Annotated in this window: 22 protein-coding genes; 6 read left to right on the top strand and 16 right to left on the bottom strand. The window is 64.9% G+C overall.

The genetic code is table 11. The features are described from left to right. The 11 genes from V0R62_RS21330 to tssB all read right to left on the bottom strand — a co-directional run. A partial coding sequence (locus tag V0R62_RS21330) for a contractile injection system protein, VgrG/Pvc8 family (protein ID WP_330105115.1) occupies window positions 1–257 on the bottom strand: 257 nt, incomplete at its 3' end. 74 nt (window positions 258–331) lie between these two features. Further along, on the bottom strand, window positions 332–847 hold the full coding sequence (locus V0R62_RS21335) for an Hcp family type VI secretion system effector (RefSeq protein ID WP_062574481.1): 516 nt from the start codon (window positions 845–847) through the stop codon (window positions 332–334). A gap of 121 nt (window positions 848–968) precedes the next feature. Next, on the bottom strand, window positions 969–1,760 hold the full coding sequence (gene icmH / locus V0R62_RS21340) for a type IVB secretion system protein IcmH/DotU (RefSeq protein ID WP_330105116.1): 792 nt from the start codon (window positions 1,758–1,760) through the stop codon (window positions 969–971). A 46-nt stretch (window positions 1,761–1,806) separates the two neighbouring features. Next, complete coding sequence (gene tssK / locus V0R62_RS21345) at window positions 1,807–3,144, bottom strand: type VI secretion system baseplate subunit TssK (protein ID WP_330105117.1); 1,338 nt, start codon at window positions 3,142–3,144, stop codon at window positions 1,807–1,809. Window positions 3,145–3,190: 46 nt separating this feature from the next. Continuing rightward, complete coding sequence (tssJ, locus tag V0R62_RS21350; RefSeq protein ID WP_330105118.1) at window positions 3,191–3,979, bottom strand: type VI secretion system lipoprotein TssJ; 789 nt, start codon at window positions 3,977–3,979, stop codon at window positions 3,191–3,193. Next, window positions 3,976–4,557: an FHA domain-containing protein gene (locus V0R62_RS21355; RefSeq protein WP_330105119.1), complete on the bottom strand. Its 582-nt coding sequence runs from the start codon at window positions 4,555–4,557 to the stop codon at window positions 3,976–3,978. The genes tssJ and V0R62_RS21355 overlap by 4 nt, the downstream gene beginning before the upstream one ends. Beyond that, entirely contained in the window at window positions 4,554–5,570 is a 1,017-nt protein-coding gene (tssG, locus tag V0R62_RS21360; RefSeq protein WP_330105120.1) for a type VI secretion system baseplate subunit TssG, read from the bottom strand. Before tssG ends, V0R62_RS21355 begins: the two co-directional genes overlap by 4 nt. Beyond that, window positions 5,534–7,300: a type VI secretion system baseplate subunit TssF gene (gene tssF, locus V0R62_RS21365; protein WP_330105121.1), complete on the bottom strand. Its 1,767-nt coding sequence runs from the start codon at window positions 7,298–7,300 to the stop codon at window positions 5,534–5,536. The genes tssG and tssF overlap by 37 nt, the downstream gene beginning before the upstream one ends. Window positions 7,301–7,303: 3 nt before the next feature. Further along, window positions 7,304–7,702, bottom strand: coding sequence for a type VI secretion system baseplate subunit TssE (gene tssE / locus V0R62_RS21370; protein ID WP_330105122.1), 399 nt, complete (start codon window positions 7,700–7,702; stop codon window positions 7,304–7,306). Further along, window positions 7,699–9,189, bottom strand: coding sequence for a type VI secretion system contractile sheath large subunit (tssC, locus tag V0R62_RS21375; protein WP_330105123.1), 1,491 nt, complete (start codon window positions 9,187–9,189; stop codon window positions 7,699–7,701). Before tssC ends, tssE begins: the two co-directional genes overlap by 4 nt. Before the next feature lie 50 nt (window positions 9,190–9,239). Next, complete coding sequence (tssB, locus tag V0R62_RS21380) at window positions 9,240–9,743, bottom strand: type VI secretion system contractile sheath small subunit (RefSeq protein WP_330105124.1); 504 nt, start codon at window positions 9,741–9,743, stop codon at window positions 9,240–9,242. A 360-nt stretch (window positions 9,744–10,103) separates the two neighbouring features. On the opposite strand from tssB, the gene vasI reads away from it, so the two are divergent. The 4 genes from vasI (at window position 10,104) to V0R62_RS21400 (ending at window position 16,633) form a co-directional block, all read left to right on the top strand. After that, window positions 10,104–10,724, top strand: a complete 621-nt coding sequence (gene vasI, locus V0R62_RS21385; RefSeq protein ID WP_330105125.1) for a type VI secretion system-associated protein VasI — start codon at window positions 10,104–10,106, stop codon at window positions 10,722–10,724. Next, a complete protein-coding gene (tssA, locus tag V0R62_RS21390; RefSeq protein WP_330105126.1) occupies window positions 10,712–12,169 on the top strand; it encodes a type VI secretion system protein TssA in 1,458 nt (485 codons plus the stop codon). The genes vasI and tssA overlap by 13 nt, the downstream gene beginning before the upstream one ends. Before the next feature lie 6 nt (window positions 12,170–12,175). After that, a complete protein-coding gene (gene tssM, locus V0R62_RS21395) occupies window positions 12,176–15,766 on the top strand; it encodes a type VI secretion system membrane subunit TssM (protein ID WP_330105127.1) in 3,591 nt (1,196 codons plus the stop codon). 102 nt (window positions 15,767–15,868) lie between these two features. Continuing rightward, window positions 15,869–16,633, top strand: a complete 765-nt coding sequence (locus tag V0R62_RS21400) for an SDR family oxidoreductase (RefSeq protein ID WP_330105128.1) — start codon at window positions 15,869–15,871, stop codon at window positions 16,631–16,633. A gap of 29 nt (window positions 16,634–16,662) precedes the next feature. Here V0R62_RS21400 and V0R62_RS21405 read toward each other — a convergent pair whose 3' ends face one another. Then, window positions 16,663–17,133 carry a RidA family protein gene (locus tag V0R62_RS21405; protein WP_330105129.1) on the bottom strand — a complete coding sequence of 157 codons (471 nt, stop codon included), beginning with the start codon at window positions 17,131–17,133 and terminating at the stop codon, window positions 16,663–16,665. A 148-nt stretch (window positions 17,134–17,281) separates the two neighbouring features. Here V0R62_RS21405 and V0R62_RS21410 point away from each other — a divergent pair, with 148 nt between their 5' ends. Then, window positions 17,282–18,697 (top strand): aminotransferase-like domain-containing protein, encoded by a 1,416-nt coding sequence (locus tag V0R62_RS21410; protein WP_330105130.1) that lies wholly within the window; start codon window positions 17,282–17,284, stop codon window positions 18,695–18,697. A gap of 32 nt (window positions 18,698–18,729) precedes the next feature. Here V0R62_RS21410 and nhaA read toward each other — a convergent pair whose 3' ends face one another. Then, window positions 18,730–19,932: a Na+/H+ antiporter NhaA gene (gene nhaA, locus V0R62_RS21415; RefSeq protein WP_330105131.1), complete on the bottom strand. Its 1,203-nt coding sequence runs from the start codon at window positions 19,930–19,932 to the stop codon at window positions 18,730–18,732. A 327-nt stretch (window positions 19,933–20,259) separates the two neighbouring features. Between nhaA and V0R62_RS21420 the strand changes: the two genes are divergently transcribed. Next, a complete protein-coding gene (locus tag V0R62_RS21420) occupies window positions 20,260–20,460 on the top strand; it encodes a hypothetical protein (protein ID WP_330105132.1) in 201 nt (66 codons plus the stop codon). Here the strand turns inward: V0R62_RS21420 and V0R62_RS21425 are convergent. The 3 genes from V0R62_RS21425 to V0R62_RS21435 are packed head-to-tail and all read right to left on the bottom strand — an operon-like array spanning window position 20,447 to window position 22,757. Beyond that, window positions 20,447–21,232, bottom strand: a complete 786-nt coding sequence (locus V0R62_RS21425) for an ABC transporter ATP-binding protein (RefSeq protein WP_330105133.1) — start codon at window positions 21,230–21,232, stop codon at window positions 20,447–20,449. The genes V0R62_RS21420 and V0R62_RS21425 overlap by 14 nt on opposite strands. A gap of 11 nt (window positions 21,233–21,243) precedes the next feature. After that, on the bottom strand, window positions 21,244–21,999 hold the full coding sequence (locus V0R62_RS21430; RefSeq protein ID WP_330105134.1) for an ABC transporter permease: 756 nt from the start codon (window positions 21,997–21,999) through the stop codon (window positions 21,244–21,246). A 2-nt stretch (window positions 22,000–22,001) separates the two neighbouring features. Further along, window positions 22,002–22,757, bottom strand: coding sequence for an ABC transporter permease (locus V0R62_RS21435; RefSeq protein ID WP_330105135.1), 756 nt, complete (start codon window positions 22,755–22,757; stop codon window positions 22,002–22,004). Window positions 22,758–22,839 lie beyond the last annotated feature (82 nt).

The raw sequence follows: 22,839 nt of genomic DNA on the forward strand, positions 1-22,839 counted from the left end.
TTGCCGGTGTCGCCCTGGCTGAAGGCGCTGATCAGGCCGTGTACGTAGCGCATCGGGCGCTGGCCGCGCAGGATGGTGAACAGCGCGGGCTTGTCGAGCAGGTGGGCGAAGTCGACGTTGTCTTCGTAGCTGACTAGTTCGAGCACCAGCCTGAACGGGGTACTGAGGGCTTCGTCGAGGGTGAAGGAGACCACTTCGAACGGGTCCTGGCTGGCCAGGGGCTCGAAGCGGTAGATCAGGTCGGATTGATTAGGCATGGAAAGTCCCTGTCCGCCTTCTGACGGTGGCTGAAGCCCGGGCAGGCGTGCCTGCCCGGAACCCTGCGGTCGGGTCAGACGACGGGCGCGCGCCAGTCGTCGGAGCCCGCGGTGCCCGCGACGGTGTGATCCCAGGTGATCTTGCGGTAGGCCAGGGACACCTCGATCAACTGCGTGAAGTCGGCGTTCTCCTTGTCCTGGGCATGGGGCATGACGGTGTTGATGTCGACGATGGTGGCGTCGGTGAGCTCGGTGGTGAAGAAGTGCTCCTGCTTGCCCTCTACCGAGGTGCGGTACCAGTTGACCGTGACCTTGGGCAGCATTTCACCGGACGCCAGGGCGTTGTACATCAGCGGGGTCGCCTTGTTCAGCGCACTGGTGAAGATGAACGGCTTGTGTACCCGCTGCCCGGTCGGCTGGCCGCTTTGCGGGTCGGTGGGCACGGTCACCTTGTGCTTGATTTCCTGCACCAGGATCTCGTCTTCATGGCCTTCGACAAACACGTTGCCGACGGAGTCGGAGGTGAAGGCGCCTGCGGTGAGCAGGCCCTGGGTCTTGCCTTCGATCTTGATGTAAGCGGGTGTTGGCATGGCAGATATCTCCTGCATCCATGTGGGTAAGCACGCACACGGGAAGTGGCGTGGCCATCGGACTCGATGGGCTTTTCAACGGGGCGCAGGCCCCGAAAATCCATTGCTTCGGGCGCGCCGTTCACGGCTGCGGAAGGGTGTTCAGCGCCTCGATCACCTCGCGGGTGAGCAGGTCCAGGCGGTAGCGGTAGTAGCCGTACAGCCCGGCCAGGGCGATCGCCGAAACCACCAGTGGGCTCCACCAGGGCCATTCGCGGCGCAGGCGCACGTCTCGCGGGGCGACGTTGGCCAGCGGGTCGCCGAAGAGGTCCGGGGGCGGGCCACGCAGTTCGAGGATGATTTCGCGCAGTTTGAGAATGAGGGCCTGCAGCGCCTCGTCGCCCTTGGGGTCGATGCCGTACTTGCCGCGCAGGCCCAGGCCCAGGCACAGGTAGATGAACTCCAGGACGTCCTGGTAGCGCTTGGGCTCCTGCATCATGCGCGACAGCACGGTGAAGATTTTCTCGCCGCCCCAGGTCTCGTGGTGGAAGACGCTGAGCAGGGGTTTCTGGCTCCACAGCGAGCTCTTGCCCCATGGCGTGGACATCACGGCCTCGTCGATATACAGGCACAGCGCGTAGGAGTGGGCCTGCAGCTGGGCCGGCTCGTAGTCGTACCGGCGCATCTCTTCGACGATGGCGTTGACCTGGTTGTAGACGGCGTTGTAGAGAAACGGGATATCCCGGTGGCTTTCCTGCTTGCGCAGACGCATCACCAGGCCGAACAGGGGCATCGCCGCATCGATCATCTGGTTGCTGAAGGCTCCACGGAGCTGGAAGTCCGGATCGGGTACGTAGTCCGGGTGGTCCATCTCGCTGGCGGGGGCCGGTATGGATTGCTGTACCTGGCCCCTATCGGAGAGCTTGGTTCGCATGTTGTCGCCTGATACAAGTTGCCGGTTGTTCGCAGCTTGGGTCATTTCATTCGCTCCGTATCGCCCAGAACTGCAACTGGAGCCCCGGGAACTCCCCCGCGACATGCAGGCCAAAGCCGTTGCTGTCCTTCATCGCGGCCCAGTTCGGGCTGCGCCGGTCGAGCTCGAAGTAGCTGAAGCCGGCATGGAACGGCAGCTCCCGCGGCGCCACGGGCATCGGTCGCAGCGCAATGCCGGGCAGTTGCAGTGGCACCAGGTCAGCCAGTGCCTCGAGGGAGGTGATCTTGGTTTTCTGCAGGAACGACTGCTGGAACGTCTCGGCGGGCAGGTCGGCATGCACCGCGAGGATGAACGTTGCCTCGTCGATCAGGCGGCGATCGTCCAGGGTCACGGTCAGCACGCCGAATGGCTGCTCCACCAATGGCAGGGAAACGGCCCGCGGTTGCCGGACGATGCTCAGGGTGCGGCGCAGTGCATCCTCCAGCGGCTTGAACGACTGGCGCAGGGCGTTGTGCCGGTAGGCTGGCGGCTCCGGCGGCAGGCGCTCGTCGTCGGTGAAGGTCAGCAGCTCGCCGCACGCCTGGCTCAGGCTCAGGTACAGCTGCTCAGGGTGGGTATGGGGCTGACGGGCCAGGTGCTGGAAGCACGGCCACCAACGGTTCATGGCTTGCAGCAGATTGAAGTCGCGGATATCGGCCACCCCCGACTGGCCGGGCGAGCCGATACGCGCCGCGAGGTTGCGCGCGCGCTCGCGCAAGGTGTTGCTGACTTCGTCGAGAAAGCGCTTGAGTGCCGGGGCCGCCTGAATAGAGACACAGGTGGGGTAGAAATCGTCGTCCAGCAGCAGGCTGCCGTCGGGCCGGCGCTCGAGGATCCAGGCAAGGGGCAGCCGGGAGTAAGCGCTATTGTCCTCGGTCTCGCGCATGAGTTGAAGATTGGGGACCGCCAGGTCCACCTGCACCAGGTCGCCGTCGGCGCTGTGGGTGTCCTTGATCTCCAGGGGCTGGGCGCCGTAGCGGTAGTTGCCGCCGCTCTCGGGCCAGCTGACTTCGCGTCCCCCTTCGGTGCGCAAAGGCAGGCACAGGGACACCTCGTTGCGTTGCGTGCCGTCGTCGGTGATTTCCAGGGCGGGCGGCGGCGGCAGGTCGCCGGGAATGTCGAATACCGTGCCGTCCGGCATGATGCCGCGGGCCCGGGTGATGGCCACCTTGCCAAGGCTCAGGTACTCCTGGTTCAGCTGCAGTTCGCTGAAACCGTAGAACGCCGCATTCAGGCTGCTGATGCGCTGCTGGACCGCGGCGTCGCTGGCCCTGGCCTGTTGCTGGAAATGCTGTGGCTTGACGAACATGCCTTCGGGCCAGAGAACTGGATTGCGTGAGCTCATGGGCGCTCCAAATAATGGGGGAGGGTGGAGACCTGCAGGCGGGGCATCAGCTTTCCTCCTGCAGCAGGATCTGCGTGCCATCGAGGGTCACGGCGAGCACGACCTGGCGGCCGCGTGGCGCGATGCGTATCACTTGCCGCCAGTCGGCGTTGGTGATGTCGTTGAACTTGGCGATCACGGCGATGAAGCGCGTGTCGGCGGCGATGGGCTCGAAGCGCACGAACTTGAACTGCCCCGGTGCCAGCAGGTAGTCGTCGTCGCGGATGTAGGTGCTGCGCAGGGCCTTGGCGAGGTCCTGGTCGAGTTGCGCATACAGGCTGTTGCGCAGCAGCGAGTCGTCACGCAGTTGCAGGATCTTGATCGCGACGGGCGTGGCGATCGCAGGCGTCGCTTTCTGGCTGGGGGCGGCCACGTCGAACCGGACGTCCTTGGCGTCATAGCTGCCTGGGCCTTCATGCTCCGTGGGTGAATGGGCCGGTGCCTGTTCGTCATTCGGCTCTACGGGGGACATGGCTGGAAACAGCGCTTGAAGATGCTCCAGCAGACCGGCGACCTGCTCAGTCAACGCAAGCGGATCGCCTGCACGGAGGCTGACCGCATAAGGCGTGGGCTCCAGCGCTTCACCGGGTACCTTCGCATCGAGGCTGTGGGGGTTGGTGTTGATGGTTGGGCTGGCGTGCAGGCTGAAGGCGACCTCGGTGGGCTGGTCCGACAGCGCGCCCACCGGGATGGAAGGGTCCATCACCACCTGGCCGATCTTGCCGAGGGCCGTGCAGCCTGTGGCCGACCCGAGGGCAAGCAGAAGCGTGGCCACCCTCAGTGGATGAGGCGTCATGGCTTCCCTCCGGCGATGAGTCGCTGCAGGGCGCTTGCCCCAGGCTGGGCCGGTTGCTGCGGTGCAGTCAGTGCGGCCAGGGGATTCGGGGCCTGCAGTCGATCGAACAGCGTGCAGATATCGACCGGGAGACTCGCTGTACGGGGCACGGGATGCCAGGGGTTGGCCAACGAGCTGTCCAGCAGCGCTTCGAGCGCCTGCCGGCCAGGCTTGAGCAGTTCATCCAGGTTGCCGCGGATAAAGCTTTGATCGCTTGGCCCGGCTTGATAGCGGGCGTGCAGCTGATAGGGGCCGACCTGCAGGCAGTCGCCTTCGCCCACGCGCACTGGCACGCCGGGGCCGGGAGGCAGCGGGCTGTCGTTGAGCAGGGTCTGGCCACAGAGGTCGATCACGCAGAAGCCGCCTTCCAGCCAGCGGATCGCACAATGAGCGGGGTGAATCCGCCGCTCGCGATCCAGCAGCAGCCAGTCGGCCTTGTGGCTGCCGATGATGCCGCCATCGCGATCGAACAGATGGCCCGCGACGACGCCGTGGTGCAGGCAATCAAGATTGTCGATGCTGAGGGCGAGTCTGGTCATGCGCGCCCCCGTATCCGCACGACCGGGCTGACTTCACCCTTGCGGTCTTCGATGAAGCTGGTCCAGCCCAGGTGCGCGCCCTGCTCGTGGTGCAGGCGGAACGGTGGCAGTTCACGGGGCTTCAGGCGCAGCTCGAGGTCATAGGCCAGGCCGTCGCGGAGCAGGAAGTCGATCAGTGCACGCAGTCGCTCGAATTCGACGCCGCCGGGCAGCAGGCTGCGCAGGCGTGCCAGGTCGAGGTCGCCGATCAGCAAGGTGAACTTGCTGCTGCGGGTTCGCGTGCGGTCGCCGAGCATGAAGCTCTTGCCCAGTTGCCCGTTGCAGCGGCCCAGGCGCACCACCTGGCGGTGTGAAATGGTCACCGTGCGGGTATCGAACTCGCGGATCTGCACTGACGGCAGATCGAAGCAGTGGGCAATGATCCCGGCGACCACACCGGGTGCCCGGCTGCGGCTGGCAATGACGCCGACGAAACTCAGCAGGCGGCTCCAGGGCAGCGGCGTGTCGCCACGCAGGCGCTCGTCGCCGAGACCGATCAGGGCGAAGGCGTAGCGCGAGAAGTCATCGCTTGCCCCGGTCTGGAAGCGCACGTAGTAGCGGTATTTGCGCCAGATGCGGTGCAGCAGGCTGAGCAGGCAGTGGTTGAAGAAATCGAACAGCGCGGGGCGCGCGCCAATGCCCTGGGCGTATTCGTAGGCCAGTTCGTCGAGGTAGTAGCTGGGCAGGGGCGAGTCGGTGCCGTGCAGCCCCAGGAAAGTGGTGCGCACGCGATAGCGCGACGGCGCTTCGGCGATCCGCTCGGCGGCCAGCACGTCGGCCACCGGAAAACTCAGCCGCGGGTCGCTGGCAAGGTGCACGCGCTGGCGTGTGGCGGTGTTTGGCCAGCGCGGCTCGAGGTTGTCACCGTGCAAGCCATGCAGCCGCTCCAGCAGTTGGAAGAAGCTGTGCCGGTGGGCCTCGGCGAGCAGCGTTTCGGCTAGATCAGCGGTTGTCTGCCGGTCAGCAGTGGCCATGTGTAGTGCTCGTTGTTGGTGGTATTGATCACTTCCAGCTGGTGGAAGGAGTTGGTGCTCGCGTAGAGGGCGAAGAAGTGGGACAGCACGCAGCCGAACAGGTACAGGTCGCCTTCGCAGAGGAAGGCCTGCTGGTCGAGCCGCAGGCGGGTACGCAGGCCGCGAATGGGCAGGCCCTTGATCAACCAGTCCAGTGGTTCGGTGTGCGCCTCGCCGATGCCGTCCAGGCGTTTGCGCGTGGCCCTGGCCTGCTGGATGTCGTGCAGGGCGGCGAAATCGTAGGCGCCGATCACCGCCTTGAGCGGGGCGGCCGAGAGCAGCGACAGGTAGTTGAGCGAGAGGTTGGAGATGAGAGTCCACTGCAACTGGCCATCCAGCACCGGACGGTACGGGCGGGTCGGCAGGCAGATGTTGCGGTAGCGGATCAACGGCGCGGTGGCCTGGTTGATGACATCGATATCGCCCAGGCCCAGCGCCATCGGCAGGTCCCGATTGGTGCAGGTCAGCTCGATCGAGGCGGTTTCCATGTGACCGATGAACTGGCTTTCGTCGCCCCGCACGAAGGCGATCTGGTGATCCAGCCCGTCACCGAGCAGCGATTGCTCGACCCGGCAGCGGTAGTACAGCGCGGTGCGTCCCTGCACATGCTCGATCTCGTGGGCGAACGACTCGAAAGGCTGGAATACCCGCAGTTGCTCGCCAGGGCTGCCATCGGCGCTGGTCCGGGTGCTGATCACCCGGTCGACGCTGAAGATCTCGTGGCTGTCGCGGCGCAGGCCATGGGGTACCAGGCGATGCTGGTCAGCCGTTCCGGACAGGTCGATGGGCTCGGCGCCGTGCTCGAACAGATTGACGGCAGGGGCGCAGAACAGCCTGAAGTCATCGGGGCCGATCCGCGTCGAGCCCGGCAGTGGGCGCGCGAGGTGGAACTCGATGCGGATCGTGGAGCTGGCGTGCGCCGGCCAGACCCTGTCCAGGCCGGTCAGGCTGAAGAAGTGAAAGCGTTGCGGGAAGACCAGGTACTCCTGGAGGATCCGGTAGCCATCGAACACATTGCGAGGGTAGGGGAGCAACGCCTCGTCGGGGCCGAAGCCGGAGAAGCTCAGGTTGTTGGCCGGCAGGCGACGCACCTGGCCGTCGATGGTCACGTTGATGTGCTCGAGGTATTGCGCCAGCCACAGGTAAAGGGTCTGGGCGTTGCTGCGCTCGCCACCGAGGTGGAACTCCAGGCTGTCGCAGCCCAGTGTGTTCAGCGGGCGTTGCACCTGGGTCTCGAGCTGGAGGTGAATGACCGAGCTGTCGGGCGTCAGGGTCGCGCTCACCTCACCGAGCGTGAAGGGATAGAGCTTCACCTCGGTGCAGGTGCGGAACTCGCAATCCACGCCTTCGACCGGCCGGGAAAACAGGCGAGAGCCTCTGGGAACGATCTGGGCCTGGCTGAGCGAAGCGTCCAGGGGCGAGAACTGAATGATCGTCGCGCTGGGCAGGGGACGCAGGTAATTCGGCCACAGCAGCTGCAGCATACCATGGGTCAGTTCCGGCACTTCGTCCTCGAGTTTCAGGCGCAGCTTGGCGGTCAGGAAAGCGAGGCCTTCCAGCAGGCGCTCGACGCCGGGATCGCCACTGTCCTTGCCCAGATAGCGGCTGAGCTGGGGGTTGTCCCGCGCAAAGTCCGCCCCCAGTTCGCGCAGGTAGCGCAATTCTTCGCCGAAGCGGTCCTTCAACGACATGGCCTACCTCACCTGGGTGTTGCGGTTGTGGCCGTTGACCAGCAGTTCGATCTGCAGCTGATCGGCGTGGTTTTCCACCCGCACCTGGCAATCCAGGCGAAAGTGCAGTTCCAGCGGGTTGTCCGCGTCCGGCTGCCCCTGCAGGTTCAGCACTTGGATCCTCGGCTCGTAGCGCCGGATCGTGCGCTGGATGTCCGAGCTCACCTGGCGCAGCAGGTCGCCGTTGCCCTGGTCATGGCCGTTGAAGTCGCGCAAGCCGAGGTCGGGGCAGCTCTGCGAGCAGCCCCGACGGGCGTTGAGCAGCGTCTCGAGGTGGCGTTTGATCCGCTCGACGGTGCGCCCGGTGCTTTCTCGGCGGCCAGCGGGAGCGTCGCTGGCCAGGCGGTCGAAGAGGCTGCTCATTGGGTGTCGAGCCGGCCGACCAGGGAGATCTCGAAGTTCGCCCCCATGTACTTGAAGTGCGGGCGCACCGCGAGCGAGACCTGGTACCAGCCCGGATCGCCCGCGACGTCGGTGACTTCGATCTGCGCGGCACGCAGGGGGCGGCGACTGCGGATGTCGGCCGAGGGGTTTTCCTGGTCGGCGATGTACTGCTTGAGCCAGCGGTTGAGCTCGCCCTCGAGGTCGTTGCGCTCCTTCCAGCTGCCGATCTGCTCGCGTTGCAGCACCTTGATGTAGTGGGCGAGCCGGTTGACGATGAACAGATAGGGCAGCTGGGTGCCGAGCTTGTAGTTGGTCTGTGCCTGCAAGCCTTCGGAAGTCTTGGGGAACTGCTTGGGTTTCTGCACCGAGTTGGCCGAGAAGAACGCGGCGTTGTCGCTGTCCTTGCGCATGGTCAGGGCGATGAAACCCTCTTCGGCCAGCTCGAACTCCTTGCGATCGGAGACCAGCACCTCGGTCGGGATCTTTGCCTGCAACTGCCCGAGGGCCTCGTACAGGTGCACCGGCAGGTCGTCCACGGCGCCACCGGATTGTGGGCCGATGATGTTCGGGCACCAGCGATAACGGGCAAAGCTGTCGTTGATGCAGCTGGCCATCAGGAAGGCGGCGTTGCCCCACAGGTAGTTCTGGTGTCGAGCGTCGATGTTTTCGTCGTAGCTGAAGCTGCTGATGGGGTGTTCCTGGCGGTCATAGACCGAGCGCAGCATGAAGCGCGGCAGCACCAGGCCGATATGGCGGGCATCTTCACTGTCGCGCAACGACCGCCACTTGGCGAAGCGTGGTCCTTCGAAGATGTCCTTGACCTCCTTGAGGTCGGGCAGGTCCTCGAAGCTGCTGAGGTTGAAAAACTCGGGAGCGGGAGCGGTGATGAAGGGGGCATGGGACATCGCGCCCACGGAGGCGACATAGCTCAGCAGCTTGATATCAGGCGAAGAAGGGCCGAAGTTGTAGTTGCCGATCATGGCCGCCACGGGCTCACCGCCAAACTGGCCGTAACCGGCGGTGTAGACATGTTTGTAAAGCCCGCTGCAAGTGATGTCCGCGGCATTGTCGAAGTCATCGAGCAAGTCGCTCTTGCTGACATGCAGGACTTCCAGCTTGATGTTCTCGCGAAAGTCGGTACGGTCGACCAGAAGTTTAAGTCCGCGCCACGCGGACTCCAGCGCCTGGAATTCGGATTGATGAAGAATGGCATCCATTTGTTTGCCCAGAAGTCGGTCGACTTCGGCAATCATCTGGTCGACCCGGTGCTTGTTGACCAACTGGTCCGGGGTATCGTCCTTGAGCATTTCCGATATGAATGCAGCCACGCCTTGCCTGGCAATCTGGTATCCCTCCTGGCTGGGTACCAGCATGGTTTCGACCATGATCTGGTCGAGCAGTGTCGAATTGCCGATGGTTTCAGCCGTGGTATCGGCAGTGACTGTGGTGTTGTTGGTGGTGGACATTCGAGACGCTCCGTTGTCTATGTCATATGCCATCTGTCAGAAGTGCGTTTTCATTCCGCTGGCGGGGCTTCGAGTACCAGGTCCAGCTCCTGCGCGAGTTGCTTGCGTGCCTGCTGGTCCGTCAGCAGGTGCTGCAGGTGCCGGCGAAATGCCGGGACATTGCCCAGCGGGCCTTTCAGGGCGACCAGGGCCTCGCGCAGCGCCAGCAGCTTGTTCAGCTCCGGCACCTGGCGGGCGATCTGGTCGGGGCCGAAGTCGTTGATCGTCCTGAACTGCAGTTCGACCGCCAGCTCGGCGTCGGCGACAGGGTTGAGTGCCGAAGGGACCGAGAGGCTCAGCTTGACGTCGGCGTCCTTGAGCACGCTGTCGAAGCTGTGCTTGTCGATGCGCATGGGCGTGCGGTCCTCCAGGTTGCGGTTGTCGACCAGGCCGAAGTCACCCAGCACCAGCATCTTGTGGGGCAGTTCAACCTCGGCCTGTTGATCCCCCGTGGCGGGAACATATTTGATGTTGATGCGCTCTTTGGGCGTAACGGAACTTGAGTTTCTGGACATTATATAAGTTTATTCCTGATGCTGAGGTTTGTGGGATGTTGTGCTTGTGGGAAGTTTTTTAGAATTTTGTAGGAGGGGTCCTACATATTTATTTTTTTATATACGCGTTAATGCTTCGGTGCTGTAAATTGCATTTAGACGATGCTGAAATGAAGTAGTCAAAGTCGAGTCTAAAAATGTAAGAAAATATTTGATTGTTTGTGGTGGTGAGGTTGTTTTAGGCTTGCGTCAAGTCTGTTTTTTTAGCGATGGCTAATTGGCCTTTTTCTATTGCTTCGCATGTTTCCAATAAGAAGTTACATCGAGCCGTGAGGTCTAATTCTGGTGTGCAATCCATATAGTTGCGTGCTTGGTCTGGCATTGTTCGCATTGCTGGAACCGACCTTTGCAGCCCCTGTGCGGGACTGCACGGGGATTGTTTCCAATGTCGAGCGCCTGGCGTGTTTCGACGAGGCGGCGGGAACGCCGGCGCGTGTGCCGGCGATCGGCAGGGGATGGTCGGCCCCGGAGCTCGATGCCCCGAGCGTGGCCCGAGTGATGGCCAACGAGGTCCGACGAGCGCCCGACAATCTGGCATTCATCCTGGGGTCCGAGGACGACAAGCGGACAGGGCGGCGGCAGGTGGTGATCTCCGCACCAGCTATCGCGACCTCCGAGCCGCGCCCCTATCTTGCCGTCAGCTGTGTACAGAACATCTCCAGGCTGCAGTTGCTCACCGCCGAACCCGTCCAGGGAAACCGGGTGACCCTGCAACTGCGCACGGAGCACCGGTCGACCCGCTCGCTTGCCTGGCAGGTGCTGGAAAACGGCCAGGTGCTGGATGCCGGTCGCGGTTTGCCCGCCATCGAGCAGATCAAGGTACTGCAGGGGGCCCAGCGCATCCTTGTGGTCAGTGATCATCCGGCCCTCGATGGCTTGCGTTTCGACGCGCAGGGATTAGACCCGTTGATCGACCAGGCGCGCACAGCATGTCGCTGGTAGCACCGGTGTCGACCGAGGAGGTCGCCAGGTTGCTGGCGCCCGTCGACCCGCTTGCGCCAGCGGGTTATTTCGATATCGAGGACGAAACCTACCAGGCGATCGATCAGGAGATGGTCAAGCTGGGAGGGCTGCATGAAGCCGCCATCGATTGGCCCTACATCGAGGAAGCCTCTCGCCAGTACCTGAGCGGCCAGTGCAAGCACTTGCGCATCGTCGGGCACCTCAGTGTCGCCTGGCTGCGCACGGGATGCTGGGAGCGCTGGTGTTGCACGCTGGCGCTGCTGGCAGGCATGGTCGAGCACTATTGGGAAAGCGCCCATCCCAAGCCAGGCCCCAAGGGCTTCCTGGGCAAGCGCAAGCTGGTCGGGCTGCTGCTCGGGCGCCTGTCGGCGGCGCTGCCCGGGCTGGATCGCTTCAGTTACACTCCGGCCTGCAAGCAGGCTGCCCAGCAGGCATTGGCCTGCCTGCAACAGCAGGCGCCCCTGGCGCAGCTCGATCCTGCCGCGCTGAGCGAACTGGAGCGTGCACTGCTCAAGCAGGCCGAGCAGGCGATGGGGACGGCGCAAACCACTCGCAAGGAATCTTCACCACCGCAGACGCCTGTCGCACCGCTGACTGATGTGTTTCGACCTGCCAGCACCAGTATTTCCCTGGGTAATGAACGTGAGACTCGCCGTGCGGTACTGGGTATGGCCGAGTTCATCAACCAGCAGGATATCTACGATCCGACGGGCTACCAGCTGAGGCGCTTCGGCCTGTGGGCGCATATCCAGACGCTGCCCTCCACGCGTCAGGGGCTTCGCACCGAGTTGATGGCGGTGCCTGCCGACATTGTCGGCGGGTACGAGGACGCGCTGACTGCTTCGGCGCTCGACCCGACCCTGTTGATGAAAGTCGAGCGAAGTGTCGCGGCCGCTCCTTACTGGATTCGCGGCAGCTATCTGGCGGCGGGCATCGCCACGCGCTTGGCAATGAATGAAGTGGCCGAGGCCATTCGATGTGCCACCGCCAGGTTCGTACGGCGCCTGCCGGTGCTTGAGCAATTGTGCTTCAGCGATGGCACCGCGTTTGTCGATGACCAGTGCCTGGCCTGGCTCAGGGGCAGTCAGGCAACGCTGGCAGGGGATGGCGCCACTCAGGCGTTCATCGGCCTGCGCGAGGAGCTGGCCAGCCAGCTCGAGGTCGAGGGCGTGGAACCGGTGCTGTTGAAGCTGCAAGGGCTGCAAGCGGACTACCGGTCACCACGTGAGCGTTGCCACAGCACGGTGATCGCCGCCGACCTGCTGGCCTTACGGGGCGTGTCCTGGCTCGCCCAGGAGCTGTGCGCGAATGTCGCCCGCACCATGCGTGGCATGACTGCCGAGGCGTGGGAGCCCGAGGTCTACCAGCAGTTGCAGCAGTTCGCCGCGACATCAGGATTGAACGATCGGAACAGGGAGTCTTGAACCGCCATGAGCAAACTCTGGGCGCTTTTCAAACGTTGGGGCCTGCCGCTGGCGTCCCGAATCAATCTGGCCATGCCACTGTTGCTGGGACTGGGTGCGGTGTTGCTGCTGGTACTGATCTGGTGGCTAGGGCCGCAATGGCAGTGGCACGGGCAGCAGCCGTTGGCCAGCCTGGCGCATCGCAGCGTTGCCACGCTGCTGCTGGTGTTGTTGCCGTTGCTGATCTGGCTGTTCGTGCTGCGTGCGCGCTTTCAACGGCTGCAGGCCGAACGCCAGCGGGATATCGAGGCGAGCGCCGACCCGATATTGCCTGTGCTCCTGGCTCAGCAGCGCGCCCTCGATGCAGGGCTGGCAAGCTACCTGGAGCATGCCGGCGGGTATGGTGCGTTGTATCGGTTGCCCTGGTATCTGCTGCTGGGTGACGAGGGCGCGGGCAAGACCAGCCTGATGGAGCGCTCGGACCAGCGCTTTTCCCTGACGCGGATCGGCAAGGTCCAGGCACACGGGCGTCAGGACGAGGCGTTGGCCTATCCCGTGGATTGGTGGATCAGCGACGATGCGGTGGTCATCGACCCGCCGGGGGCGCTCATGACTCGGCAGGCCCCGGATGGCAACCTGCCCGAAACGCTCGACAAGGCCAGGCCGGCACTGCCGGCTGGCACCCAGGCGCGGTTATGGATGCACCTGCTGGGTTGGCTGGCCCGCACGCGCAGTCGCAACGCCCTCAATGGCGTCGTGCTGGTCGTCGATCTTGCCGCGTTGCAGTTGGCCACGCCGCAGCAGCGCATGGCCTTGGCACAGGTGTTGCGGGCTCGCCTGCATGAAGTGAGCAACCAATTGGGCGCGCGTTTGCCTGTGTATGTGGTGCTGAGCAAGTTCGATTTGCTGGATGGGTTCGAGCAGTTGTTTGCGCGCCTGACGCAAGCCGAGCGTGAGCGGTTGCTCGGGTTCACCTTCAGGCTGGATGCTGTCAGCGCCTTCGATGCCTGGCTGGATGAGCTGACCGAGCAATACGACTGGCTGGTGAGGCGGACCGAGGAGCAGGTGCTCAACGACCTGGGTGTGCTGGGCAAGACCGACCTGCGTGAACGGCTGGTGTCATTGCAGGGCCAGTTGCTTGGCCTGCGTCCGATACTGCTGGCGTTCCTGCGCGAGATGTTGGTGAGTGATCGCTTCACCACGCCGGCACTGGTGCGGGGCCTGTACCTGTCCTCGATGCTTCAGCAGGGCCAGGTGCTCAACGCCTTCCAACGCAATGTCGCCCATCCCTTCAAGGCCGATGCGCCGGTCAGCGAGGGCAAGCCCCAGGGCCGGCAACAGGCGTATTTTGCCCAACGCCTGTTCCAGCTGGTGGTGTATCCGGAGGCCGGGCTGGCCGGCGACAACATCAGGGTGGCGCTTGGCAAGCGACGCCTGCTGTGGGTCGGCTCGGGGGTCGGGGCATTGGCGCTGGTCGTCATGGGCAGTGCCTGGCAGCGTTACTTCGAGGCCAACAGCGACAAGGTGGCCAGCGTCCTGGACATGAGTCGGGCATTTGGCAGCCATGAACTGGATCAGCGGCTGGACCCTACCGGGCGCAACTTGCTGGCGCCACTGGAGCAAATTCGCGAGGCAGTGGCCGTGTTCGGCGACTATCGATCGGCCTGGCCGGTGGTGGCGGACCTGGGGCTCTACCAGGGGCGCCTGCTGGGGCCGCGGGTCGATGGGGCCTACCTGAGCCTGTTGTCCAGGCGCTTCCTGCCGGCCGTCGCCAGCGGAGTGATCGATGCCATGGATGCCGCGCCTGCGGGCAGCGAGCAGCAGATGGCCGCGCTCAGGGTGTACCGGATGATCGAGGACCGCCACAACCGGCGGCCGGAATGGGTCGAGCAGTGGATGGCCCGGCAATGGCAGGCGGCCTTCCCTGGCCAGGGACAACTGCAGCAAGCCCTCATGCGTCACCTGCAATACGCCCTGGCCTATGCCGATACCGAGCTGCCACAGTTCCGCCAGCGGCTTGACCAGGCCCAGCAAGGCCTGCGTGAGGTGCCACTGGCGCAGCGGGTGTATGTCAGCCTGAAGCAGCAGGCCCAGGAGCAGTTGCACAATGGCCTGGACCTGCGCCACGAGGTCGGGCCTGCCTTCGATTCGGTGTTCCAGCTCCGGTCCGGCGACGCCCAGGTGCCCGTTGACCTGTTCCTGGCGCCCATGCTGACGGCCAAGGGCTTCAGCGAGTACTTCATGCCCCGTAGCGCGCAGGTCACCGACCTGGCAATGGTCGATCAGTGGGCGCTGGGCGAGCGTCGCCAACTGGATTATTCACCGGCTGATCGCGAAGTACTGATCGAGGGGATCCGCAATCTCTACAGCGCGGACTATATCGACAGCTGGCGGCGAGCCCTGAATGCACTGGCGATTGCTCATTTCCGCGACCTGGATCATGGGGTCTCGGTGCTGGGGCAGTTGACAGGTCCGGCAGAGCCCTTGCGTCGACTGCTGGAGAGCGTGCGCGCCAATACGGCGATGTCCACGCTGGCGGACAACGCAGAGGCCCCGAATCTGGCGGGGCCGGCTGTCGACCAGCATCTGGTCGGTATTCGCCGGGCCTTCTCGGGCTTGAACAACATGCTGCAGGCCAAAGGGGAGAGGCCCAGCTATTACGATGAAACCTTGAGCGCGATTGCCGCCGTCCACGACCAGGCGAGAGGGGTCCAGGACAGCCCCGACAGGGGCAAGGCGGCTCTGCAGGCGGTGCTGCATCGTTTTTCGATGAGCGGCGCGGACCCGATTGCCACCTTGCAGCGGGTTGCGACAGGGCTGCCAGAGCCGGTCGGCCAGCAGGTGAGGGCCGTCGCGGACCAGACGGCGCAAGTGCTGGTCGTCGAGGCGCTGCGTGAGCTCGAGCGGCGCTGGGATGCCGACGTCTATAGCTTCTTCCAGCAGCGGCTGGCAGGACGATATCCCTTTGTGGTCGGGGGGGCTGATGCCGCCCTCGATGATTTCGAGGCGTTCTTCGGTCCCAAGGGGCGTCTGCAGCAGTTCCAGGACCGGTACCTGAACGCATTCATCAAGGACAACCTCGACGCGCTGCACGCCGATAACCAGGAGGGCTACCTGATCCGCAACGAAGTCATCGAGCAACTCGCCCTGGCAGACCGCATCCGCGAAACCTTCTTCGACCCGCGCGGCAACCTCGGCGTGCAGTTCAGCATCGAGCCCCTGGGTCTGAGCGCCAACCAGCGCACCAGCCTGCTGGACCTCGATGGTCAACTGGTCTCCTACACCCATGGGCCCAGCCAGATCACCGGGGTGATCTGGCCCAACACGCTTGGCCAGCAGGTACGCAGCAACCTCACCCTGCTCAGGCTCAATGGCAACAGCAGCAGCCTGGAATACCGGGGCCCCTGGTCGATGTTCCGTCTGCTCAGCCGTGGCGCCTTGAATGGCCGTAGCGCAACCGCGGTGGACCTGAGCTTCAAGACCGGTGACGGCGTGATGCGCTATCGGCTCAGTTCAGAGAAAGCCTTCAACCCGATTACCCAGCAGCCGTTCAAGGGCTTCAAGCTGCCGCGCACCTTGCTGCAGCAACCCGCCGCAGATGCACCGCAGGCCATATGACCAAAGGTTGATAGTTCACAAGAAACGGAGAGTTTCCCGGCACTACGTGACCCGATAGTACCTCGCGCACCCTGCACCCAACTTCAGGACGAGGTACTCATCATGCAACTGGCAGGCAAAGTGGCAATCATCACCGGCGCCAGCTCCGGTATCGGCCGAGCCGCGGCGACATTGTTCGCCCGGCACGGCGCCAACCTTGTGCTCACGGCCCGGCGCCAGGGCGAGCTCGAGCAGCTGACGGCGGACATCGCGGCGGCCGGGCAAGGCCGGGCTGTGGCCGTGGCCGGTGACATCACCGATGCGGCGTTGGTCAGGGAGCTGGTGGACGTGGCGGTGGCGCGCTTCGGTGGCCTGGACATCGCCTTCAACAATGCCGGTACCCTCGGTGAACTGGCCGCTGTCCCCGAGCTGTCCCTGGAGGGCTGGCAACACACCCTGCACACCAACCTCACCAGCGCCTTCCTCTGCGCCCAGGCGCAGATTCCAGCGCTGCTGGCCCGTGGCGGCGGCTCGCTGATTTTCACCTCGACCTTCGTCGGCCACGCGGTGGGCATGCCGGGCATGGCTGCCTATGCGGCCAGCAAGGCGGGCCTGGTCGGCCTGGTCCAGGTCATCGCGGCGGAGCAGGGGGCCCAGGGTATACGCGCCAATGCGTTGCTGCCGGGCGGTACCGACACTCCGATGGGCCGCAGTGTGATGAGCAGCCCCGAGGCCCAGGCCCATGTTGAAGGGTTGCACGCCCTCAAACGCCTGGCCAGGCCGGAGGAAATCGCCGAGGCGGCACTGTTCCTGGCCTCGGACGCATCAAGTTTCATGACCGGGTCGGCGATGGTGGTGGATGGCGGGGTATCGGTGGTGCGCGGCTGAGGCGGGCGGTGGCACGCCATGCCTGGGTATCACGTCACCGCAGCGATCAGGTCGATTTCCACGGGGGCATTCTTCGGCAGCCTGAGCACGCCGACCGAAGTTCGTGTATGAGCGCCGGCTTCGCCAAACACACTGTACAGGACCTGCGAAGCAGCGTTGGCCACCTCGCTCTGCCGGGTGAACGCTTCGGCCGACTGCACGAACACGGTCATGCGCAGGATGGCGCGGATGTTATCCAGCGAGCCAACCTGTTCACGCACCAATGCCAGGCAGCGCAGGGCGCTGACCATGGCTGCGGTGCGTGCATCCTTCAGGCTGACTTCGCTCCCCACCCGACCGGGGTGGATCACCTCTTCGTCAATACGCGGGATCTGCCCGCTGACGTACACAACACCTTCATGGCGCACGGTGGCGGCGTAGTCGCCACCGAGTTTCAATCCTGCTTCGAAGGAGTAACCCAGCTGATCAAGTATCGCGGCAAACTGTGCTTCACGGGACATAGGGCGCTTCTCGGTCTCTTCATGGCCTTGGGGTGGTATGCGCTAGGCGCAAGCCGGATGCCGATGCATAGTAGAAAGGCGCTGGCCGCAGGGGCAGGGCAACTTCGTATGGAAACCACTGAACTTTACTGCCGGGACGACCAGTACAATGCAGCGACAGCGCGCCGTGATCGCCGCCATCGAACTCCAGCCGGGGCAACCGCTGGTGCAGCAGATTGCCGAGGGCTTTACCAAAGCCATCGGGCATGGGGCTTTGGCCCCAGGGGGGCGGTTGCCGCCCATTCGTGAATTGACCGAGCTGTTGGGGGTGAGCAAGTCCACGGTGGTGGAAGCCCTGGACCGACTGCGCGCCACGGGGCTGGTGGTATCGCGCCAGGGCGCTGGCCACTATGTGGCACGCGAGACCCAGGTCATGGGCACCGAGGCTGTACGCAATCTGCTGCCCCAGGACCCGGTGAGTGTGCTCCGTCACGCACTGCTGACGGACAACGGCATGTTGCGCCCCGGCTGCGGTTTCCTGCCGCCCTCATGGATGCCCGTGGATACCCTGCTCAAAGCCATGCGTGGATGCCTGCGGGCCAGCGAGTTGCGCATGGGGGAGTATGGCTTGGCGGCAGGCTACCTGCCGCTGCGTCAATGGCTGCGTCTCAAGCTCGGTACCTTGGGCATCGATGTCCCGGTCGAGCAGATCGTCACCACCGCCAACACCATGCAAGGCGTGGACATGCTGTTGCGCCTGATCCTGCGCAGGGGGGACAGCGTCCTGGTCGACGACCCGTGCTATTTCAACTTCCGCGACAACCTGCATTACCACGGCGCCCGCCCGGTTTGCGTGGCGCGATCGGTGGAAGGCATCGATTTCCTGGCTTTCGAGCAACTGCTGATTGCCCATCGCCCGCGGATCTACCTGACCAACAGTGCCTTGCACAATCCAACTGGGCATTCCTTTTCGGCATCGCAGGCCCACCGCTTGTTGGAGCTGTGCCAGCGCTATGGCGTGCACGTCATCGAAGATGATCTGTACTGCGATATCCAGCATAAATGCACGCCCCGCCTGGCAGGGGTGGGTGGCCTGGACAATGTCAGCTATGTCTGTGGCTACTCGAAGACCCTTACCGCCAATTGTCGCGTTAGCTACCTGGCCGTGGGCGCCGAATTGGCGGGGCAACTGACGCTGCTCAAGATGAAGTGCGGCGGCGTGACGTCTGAGCTGACCGAGCAGGTGATTCATCGCCTGCTGACCGAAGGGAGCTATGAGCGGCATACGCGAAGGGTCGTCGACCGGCTGTATGAGGCCAGCGGGCGGGTGGTTGGCTGGTTGCGCGAGGCAGGGTGCGAGGTGGCGTCGTGTCAAGGGGAGGGGCTGTTCCTGTGGACCCGGCTACCCGCCGGTGTCGATGGCGAGGCCATCGCCATGAGCGGCTTGCAGCATGATCTGGTGCTGTCACCCGGCACCTTGCTGAGCGCCCAGGCCGATGCCCGGGCGTTCATGCGTTTCAATGTCGGTCACAGTGACAATGCGAAGGTCCGTGACACCTTTCTGCGCCTGCTCGACAGCCACTGAGCTGTCGAGCAGGCGCGGGCCCCGAGGCTACTTCAATCGGCCGGCTTGGGCGCAAATCGCAGGATCAGGCAGGCGATCACCGCCGACAGCAACGAGCCCAACAAGATGCCGATCTTGGCCGCGTCGATCTTCTCGGCCTGGCCCGGGAAGGCCAGCTCACCGATGAACAGGCTCATGGTGAAGCCTATGCCGCACAGCATCGCCACGCCGTAGATCTGCAGCCAGCTGGCGCCGTGGGGCTTGCTGGCCAGGCCGGTCTTGACCGCCAGCAGCACGCCGGCGAACACGCCGAGCTGCTTGCCCAGCAGCAGGCCCAGGGCAATGGCCAGCGGCAACGGGGCGAAGATGTCGCTCAGGCCCAGGTCACCGAACGAGACACCGGCGTTGGCGAAGCCGAAGGCCGGCACGATGAGGAAGCCGACCCAGGGCGCCAGGCCATGCTCCAGCTTGAGCAGCGGGCTGGCTTCGCGGGCCTCGCTGTCGCCGGTGCTGTAGGGGATCAGCAGGGCGCCGACCACGCCGGCGATGGTGGCGTGCACGCCCGACAGCAGGGTCACGTACCACAGCGCGGCCACGCCGATCAGGTAGGGCCACAGGCTGACCACGCGCAGGCGGTTGCAGGCCAGCAGCACGGCGACGATGCCGGCGGCGCCGGCCAGGGCCAGCAGGTTCAACGACGAGGTGTAGAACACGGCGATAATTGCCACCGCGCCCATGTCGTCGATGATCGCCACCGAGACCAGCATCACCTTGAGCGACAGCGGCGCATGGCGGCCGAGCAGGGCCAGGGCGCCGACGGCGAAGGCGATGTCGGTGGCGGCCGGGATCGCCCAGCCGTCGGCCAGGCCCGGCTCGCCACGGGACACCGCCAGGTAGATGAGCGCCGGCACGGCCATGCCCATCAGCGCCGGCAGGGCCGGCAGGCGGCGCTGCTCCCAGCTGGCCAGGCGGCCGTCGACCAGCTCGCGCTTGATCTCCAGGCCCACCAGCAGGAAGAAGATCGCCATCAGGCCATCGTTGATCCACATGTGCACGGTCATCGGGCCGAGCTTGTCGGTCAGCACCGGGCCGACGGGTAGGTGCAGCAGGTGCTGGTAGGCACTGGCCCAGGGGCTGTTGGCGATGACGATGGCCAGCGCGGCGGTGAACATCAACAAGACGCCGCCGGCCGCCTCGGTGGCCAGCAGGTGCCGCAGCATCGAGCGCGGCTTGACGGGTGGAAGGGGTGCGGTCATGTAACGCTCCTCGTTCATGGCATCACCCTCGCGGTGGCAGTGGCGCGGCGGGCAACGGGCACGGCGGGACGCTGGCTCCGGACAAGACGGGCCACTGCGGCGAAGGGCGAGAAGAAGGATGGGGAATGCGGCGCAACAACCCACGCCGTGAAGACACGGGGCAGGAAGGGCCATGGGGAATGGAGGCATGCGTGCAACATGGACGGATCTCACGGAAAACAAATGAATGTTCTCCGTATTCGGGAAGGCTCCCGGGCGCACGCAGCACACGCCAGGCGGCCATTCTAACGGTGCGGGCGAAGGTGTGTGTTGCATTTTTGCATCGAAATGTTGCCAAGCGAAGGTGTCGCTTCGTGGCATCGTGTTCGACGACAGAGTTGCAGCGAACACCTGGAGACCCTCACCCGGTCTAACGTCGGTGGTTTCGTCATCGGTGGCGCGATGGCCCCGGTGCTGGCCCATGTGCTCGGCTCGCTGCTGATAACCTTCGCCGGCTTTACCCACGCCGGGCAGGTCAATGCCCGATGAGTTGCGCCAGCAGGCGCTGTTTGTGCTGGAACAACAGCGCCGTATCGCGTTGTCGCGGATGGGGCAGCTCCAGTTGCACCTGCTCGCCGATGCGCCCCGGGTTGGCCTCCATCACGATCACCCGGTCTCCCAGGTACAACGCCTCCTCGATATCGTGGGTGACCATGATCACCGTGCAGCGCTCCTGCACCCAGATGCGCTGCAGTTCCTGCTGCAGGCGCACGCGGGTCAGGGCGTCGAGGGCGCCGAAGGGTTCGTCGAGCAGCAGCACCTTGGGCTTGTTCACCAGCGCCCGGGCGATCGCGCCGCGCTGGGCCATGCCGCCGGAGAGCTGGTGCGGATAGGCCTGCTCGTAGCCCCGCAGGCCGACCAGGGCGATGTGCTCATCGACCAGGCGCTGCTTCTGCGCCGTGCTCAGGTCATGGTTCTTCAAGGCCAGGGCGATGTTCTGCTGCAACGTCATCCAGGGGAACAGGCGGTGGTCCTGGAACACGATGCCGCGCTCCAGGCCCGGGCCGTTCAGCGGCTGGCCGTCGAGCAGGATCTGTCCCTGGTAGTCCGGGTCCAGGCCGACGATCAGGCGTAGCAGGGTGGACTTGCCGCAGCCGCTGGTGCCGAGGATGCTGACGAACTCGCCGGGGCGAATGTCCAGGTCGATGCCTTGCAGCACCGGCACGGGCCGGCCCTTGAGCGGGTAGCTCTTGCTCAGGTTGCGGATGCTCAGCGCGCCGGTCTGCACGTGGGCGGGAAAGGATTGGGCGATGGCGTTCATGGTCGGGCCTTTCAACGGGTGGGACGCCAGCGCAGCAGGCGGCGGGCGAGCAGGGTAGACAGCCAGGTCATCAGGTAGCCGCACAGGCCGATGCAGAGCACGCAGATCACGATGATCTCCATGCGCGCGCCGGCCTCGGCGTTCATCATCAGGTTGCCCAGGCCGGCGCCGGAGGCGAGGAACAGCTCGCTGCCGACCGCCGTGACCCAGGCGAAGGCCAGGGCCTGCAGCACGCCGGTGGCGATGCTCGGCAGGGCGGCGGGCAGCAGGACCAGGCGCAATTGCTGCCAACGCCCGAGCGCCAGTACCTGGCCGACTTCGCGATGGCGCACATCGACCTGGCGCAGGCCCTCGAAGGTGTTGAGCACCATCGGGTACAGCGCCGCCAGGCTGACGATCAGCAGCTTCGACGCTTCGCCGTTGCCCAGCCACAGGGCGATCAGCGGGATCCAGCCGAGCATCGGCACCTGGCGCAGGGCGTGGAACAACGGTGCCACCAGGCGGTTGGCCGGGGGCGACAGGGCCATCAGCGCGCCCAGGGCGACACCACCGACGATGCCCAGGGCGAGGCCGGCACAGGTGCGGGCCAGGCTGGCCAGCAGGTTGACCAGCAGCTCGCCGTTGCCCAGCAGTTCCAGCAGGGCCTGGCCGATGGTCGCCAGTGGCACGAAAGCATAGGCGCCGGCGGCGTCCTGGCGCGAGGCCAGTTCCCAGGCGCCGATCAGCAGCAGTGGCAGCAGCAGGCCACGCAAGTTGCGCAGTTTCATCATCACCTCCCGGCTTGCCAGCCGGACAGGCGCCGTTCGACACGGCGCAGCGAGAAGTCCAGGGCAAAGCCGATCACCCCGGTGATCGCCACGCCCACCATTACCACATCGATGCGCAGCATCTGCCGGCCCATCTCGATCATCTGCCCCAGGCCGCTGTCGGCCGCCAGCAGCTCGCAGGCCACCAGCACCACCCAGGCACGGGTCAGGGCCACGCGCACGCCGGTGACGATGGCCGGCACCGCGGCGGGCAGGGCAATGCGTGCGACCAGGGTCGGCCAGCGCAGGCGGTACACAGCGGCCACCTCGAAGTGGCTGCGGGGGATGGCGCGGATGCCCTCAACCGTGGCCAGGGCCACCGGGAAGAACGCGGTCTTGGCGACGATCACCACCTTGAAGGTCTCGTCGATGCCCAATAGCAGCACCAGCATCGGGATCAGGGCGATGCTGGGGATCTGCCGCAGGGTATGGAACAGCGGCGCGCAGTAGGCCTCGACCGTGTCCGACAGGGCCATGGCCGTGCCGAACGCAAGGCCGGCCAGCGCGCCGGCGGCGAAGCCCAGCGACAGGCGCGACAGGCTACCGGCCAGGTGCTCCTGCAACTCGCCTGTGGCCAGCAGGTCGCCGAAGCTGCGCCACACCTCCAGGGGCGGCACCAGCAGGTTGGCCGGGAACAGTCCGGCCTCGGCGACCACGGCCCACAGGGCAAGCAGGAGCAGGGGCGAGACCAGCCAGGTGAGGGCTTTGAATGGGGGCATGGCGAACCTTGGTGGCGGTGGTGACAGCGGGGTATCGCAAGAGCTGTGCCAGAGATGGGCTGGCGGTTTTGCAGGGGCAGCG

It is taken from the genome of Pseudomonas carassii (assembly GCF_036324045.1).
GTDB lineage: Bacteria > Pseudomonadota > Gammaproteobacteria > Pseudomonadales > Pseudomonadaceae > Aquipseudomonas > Aquipseudomonas peradeniyensis.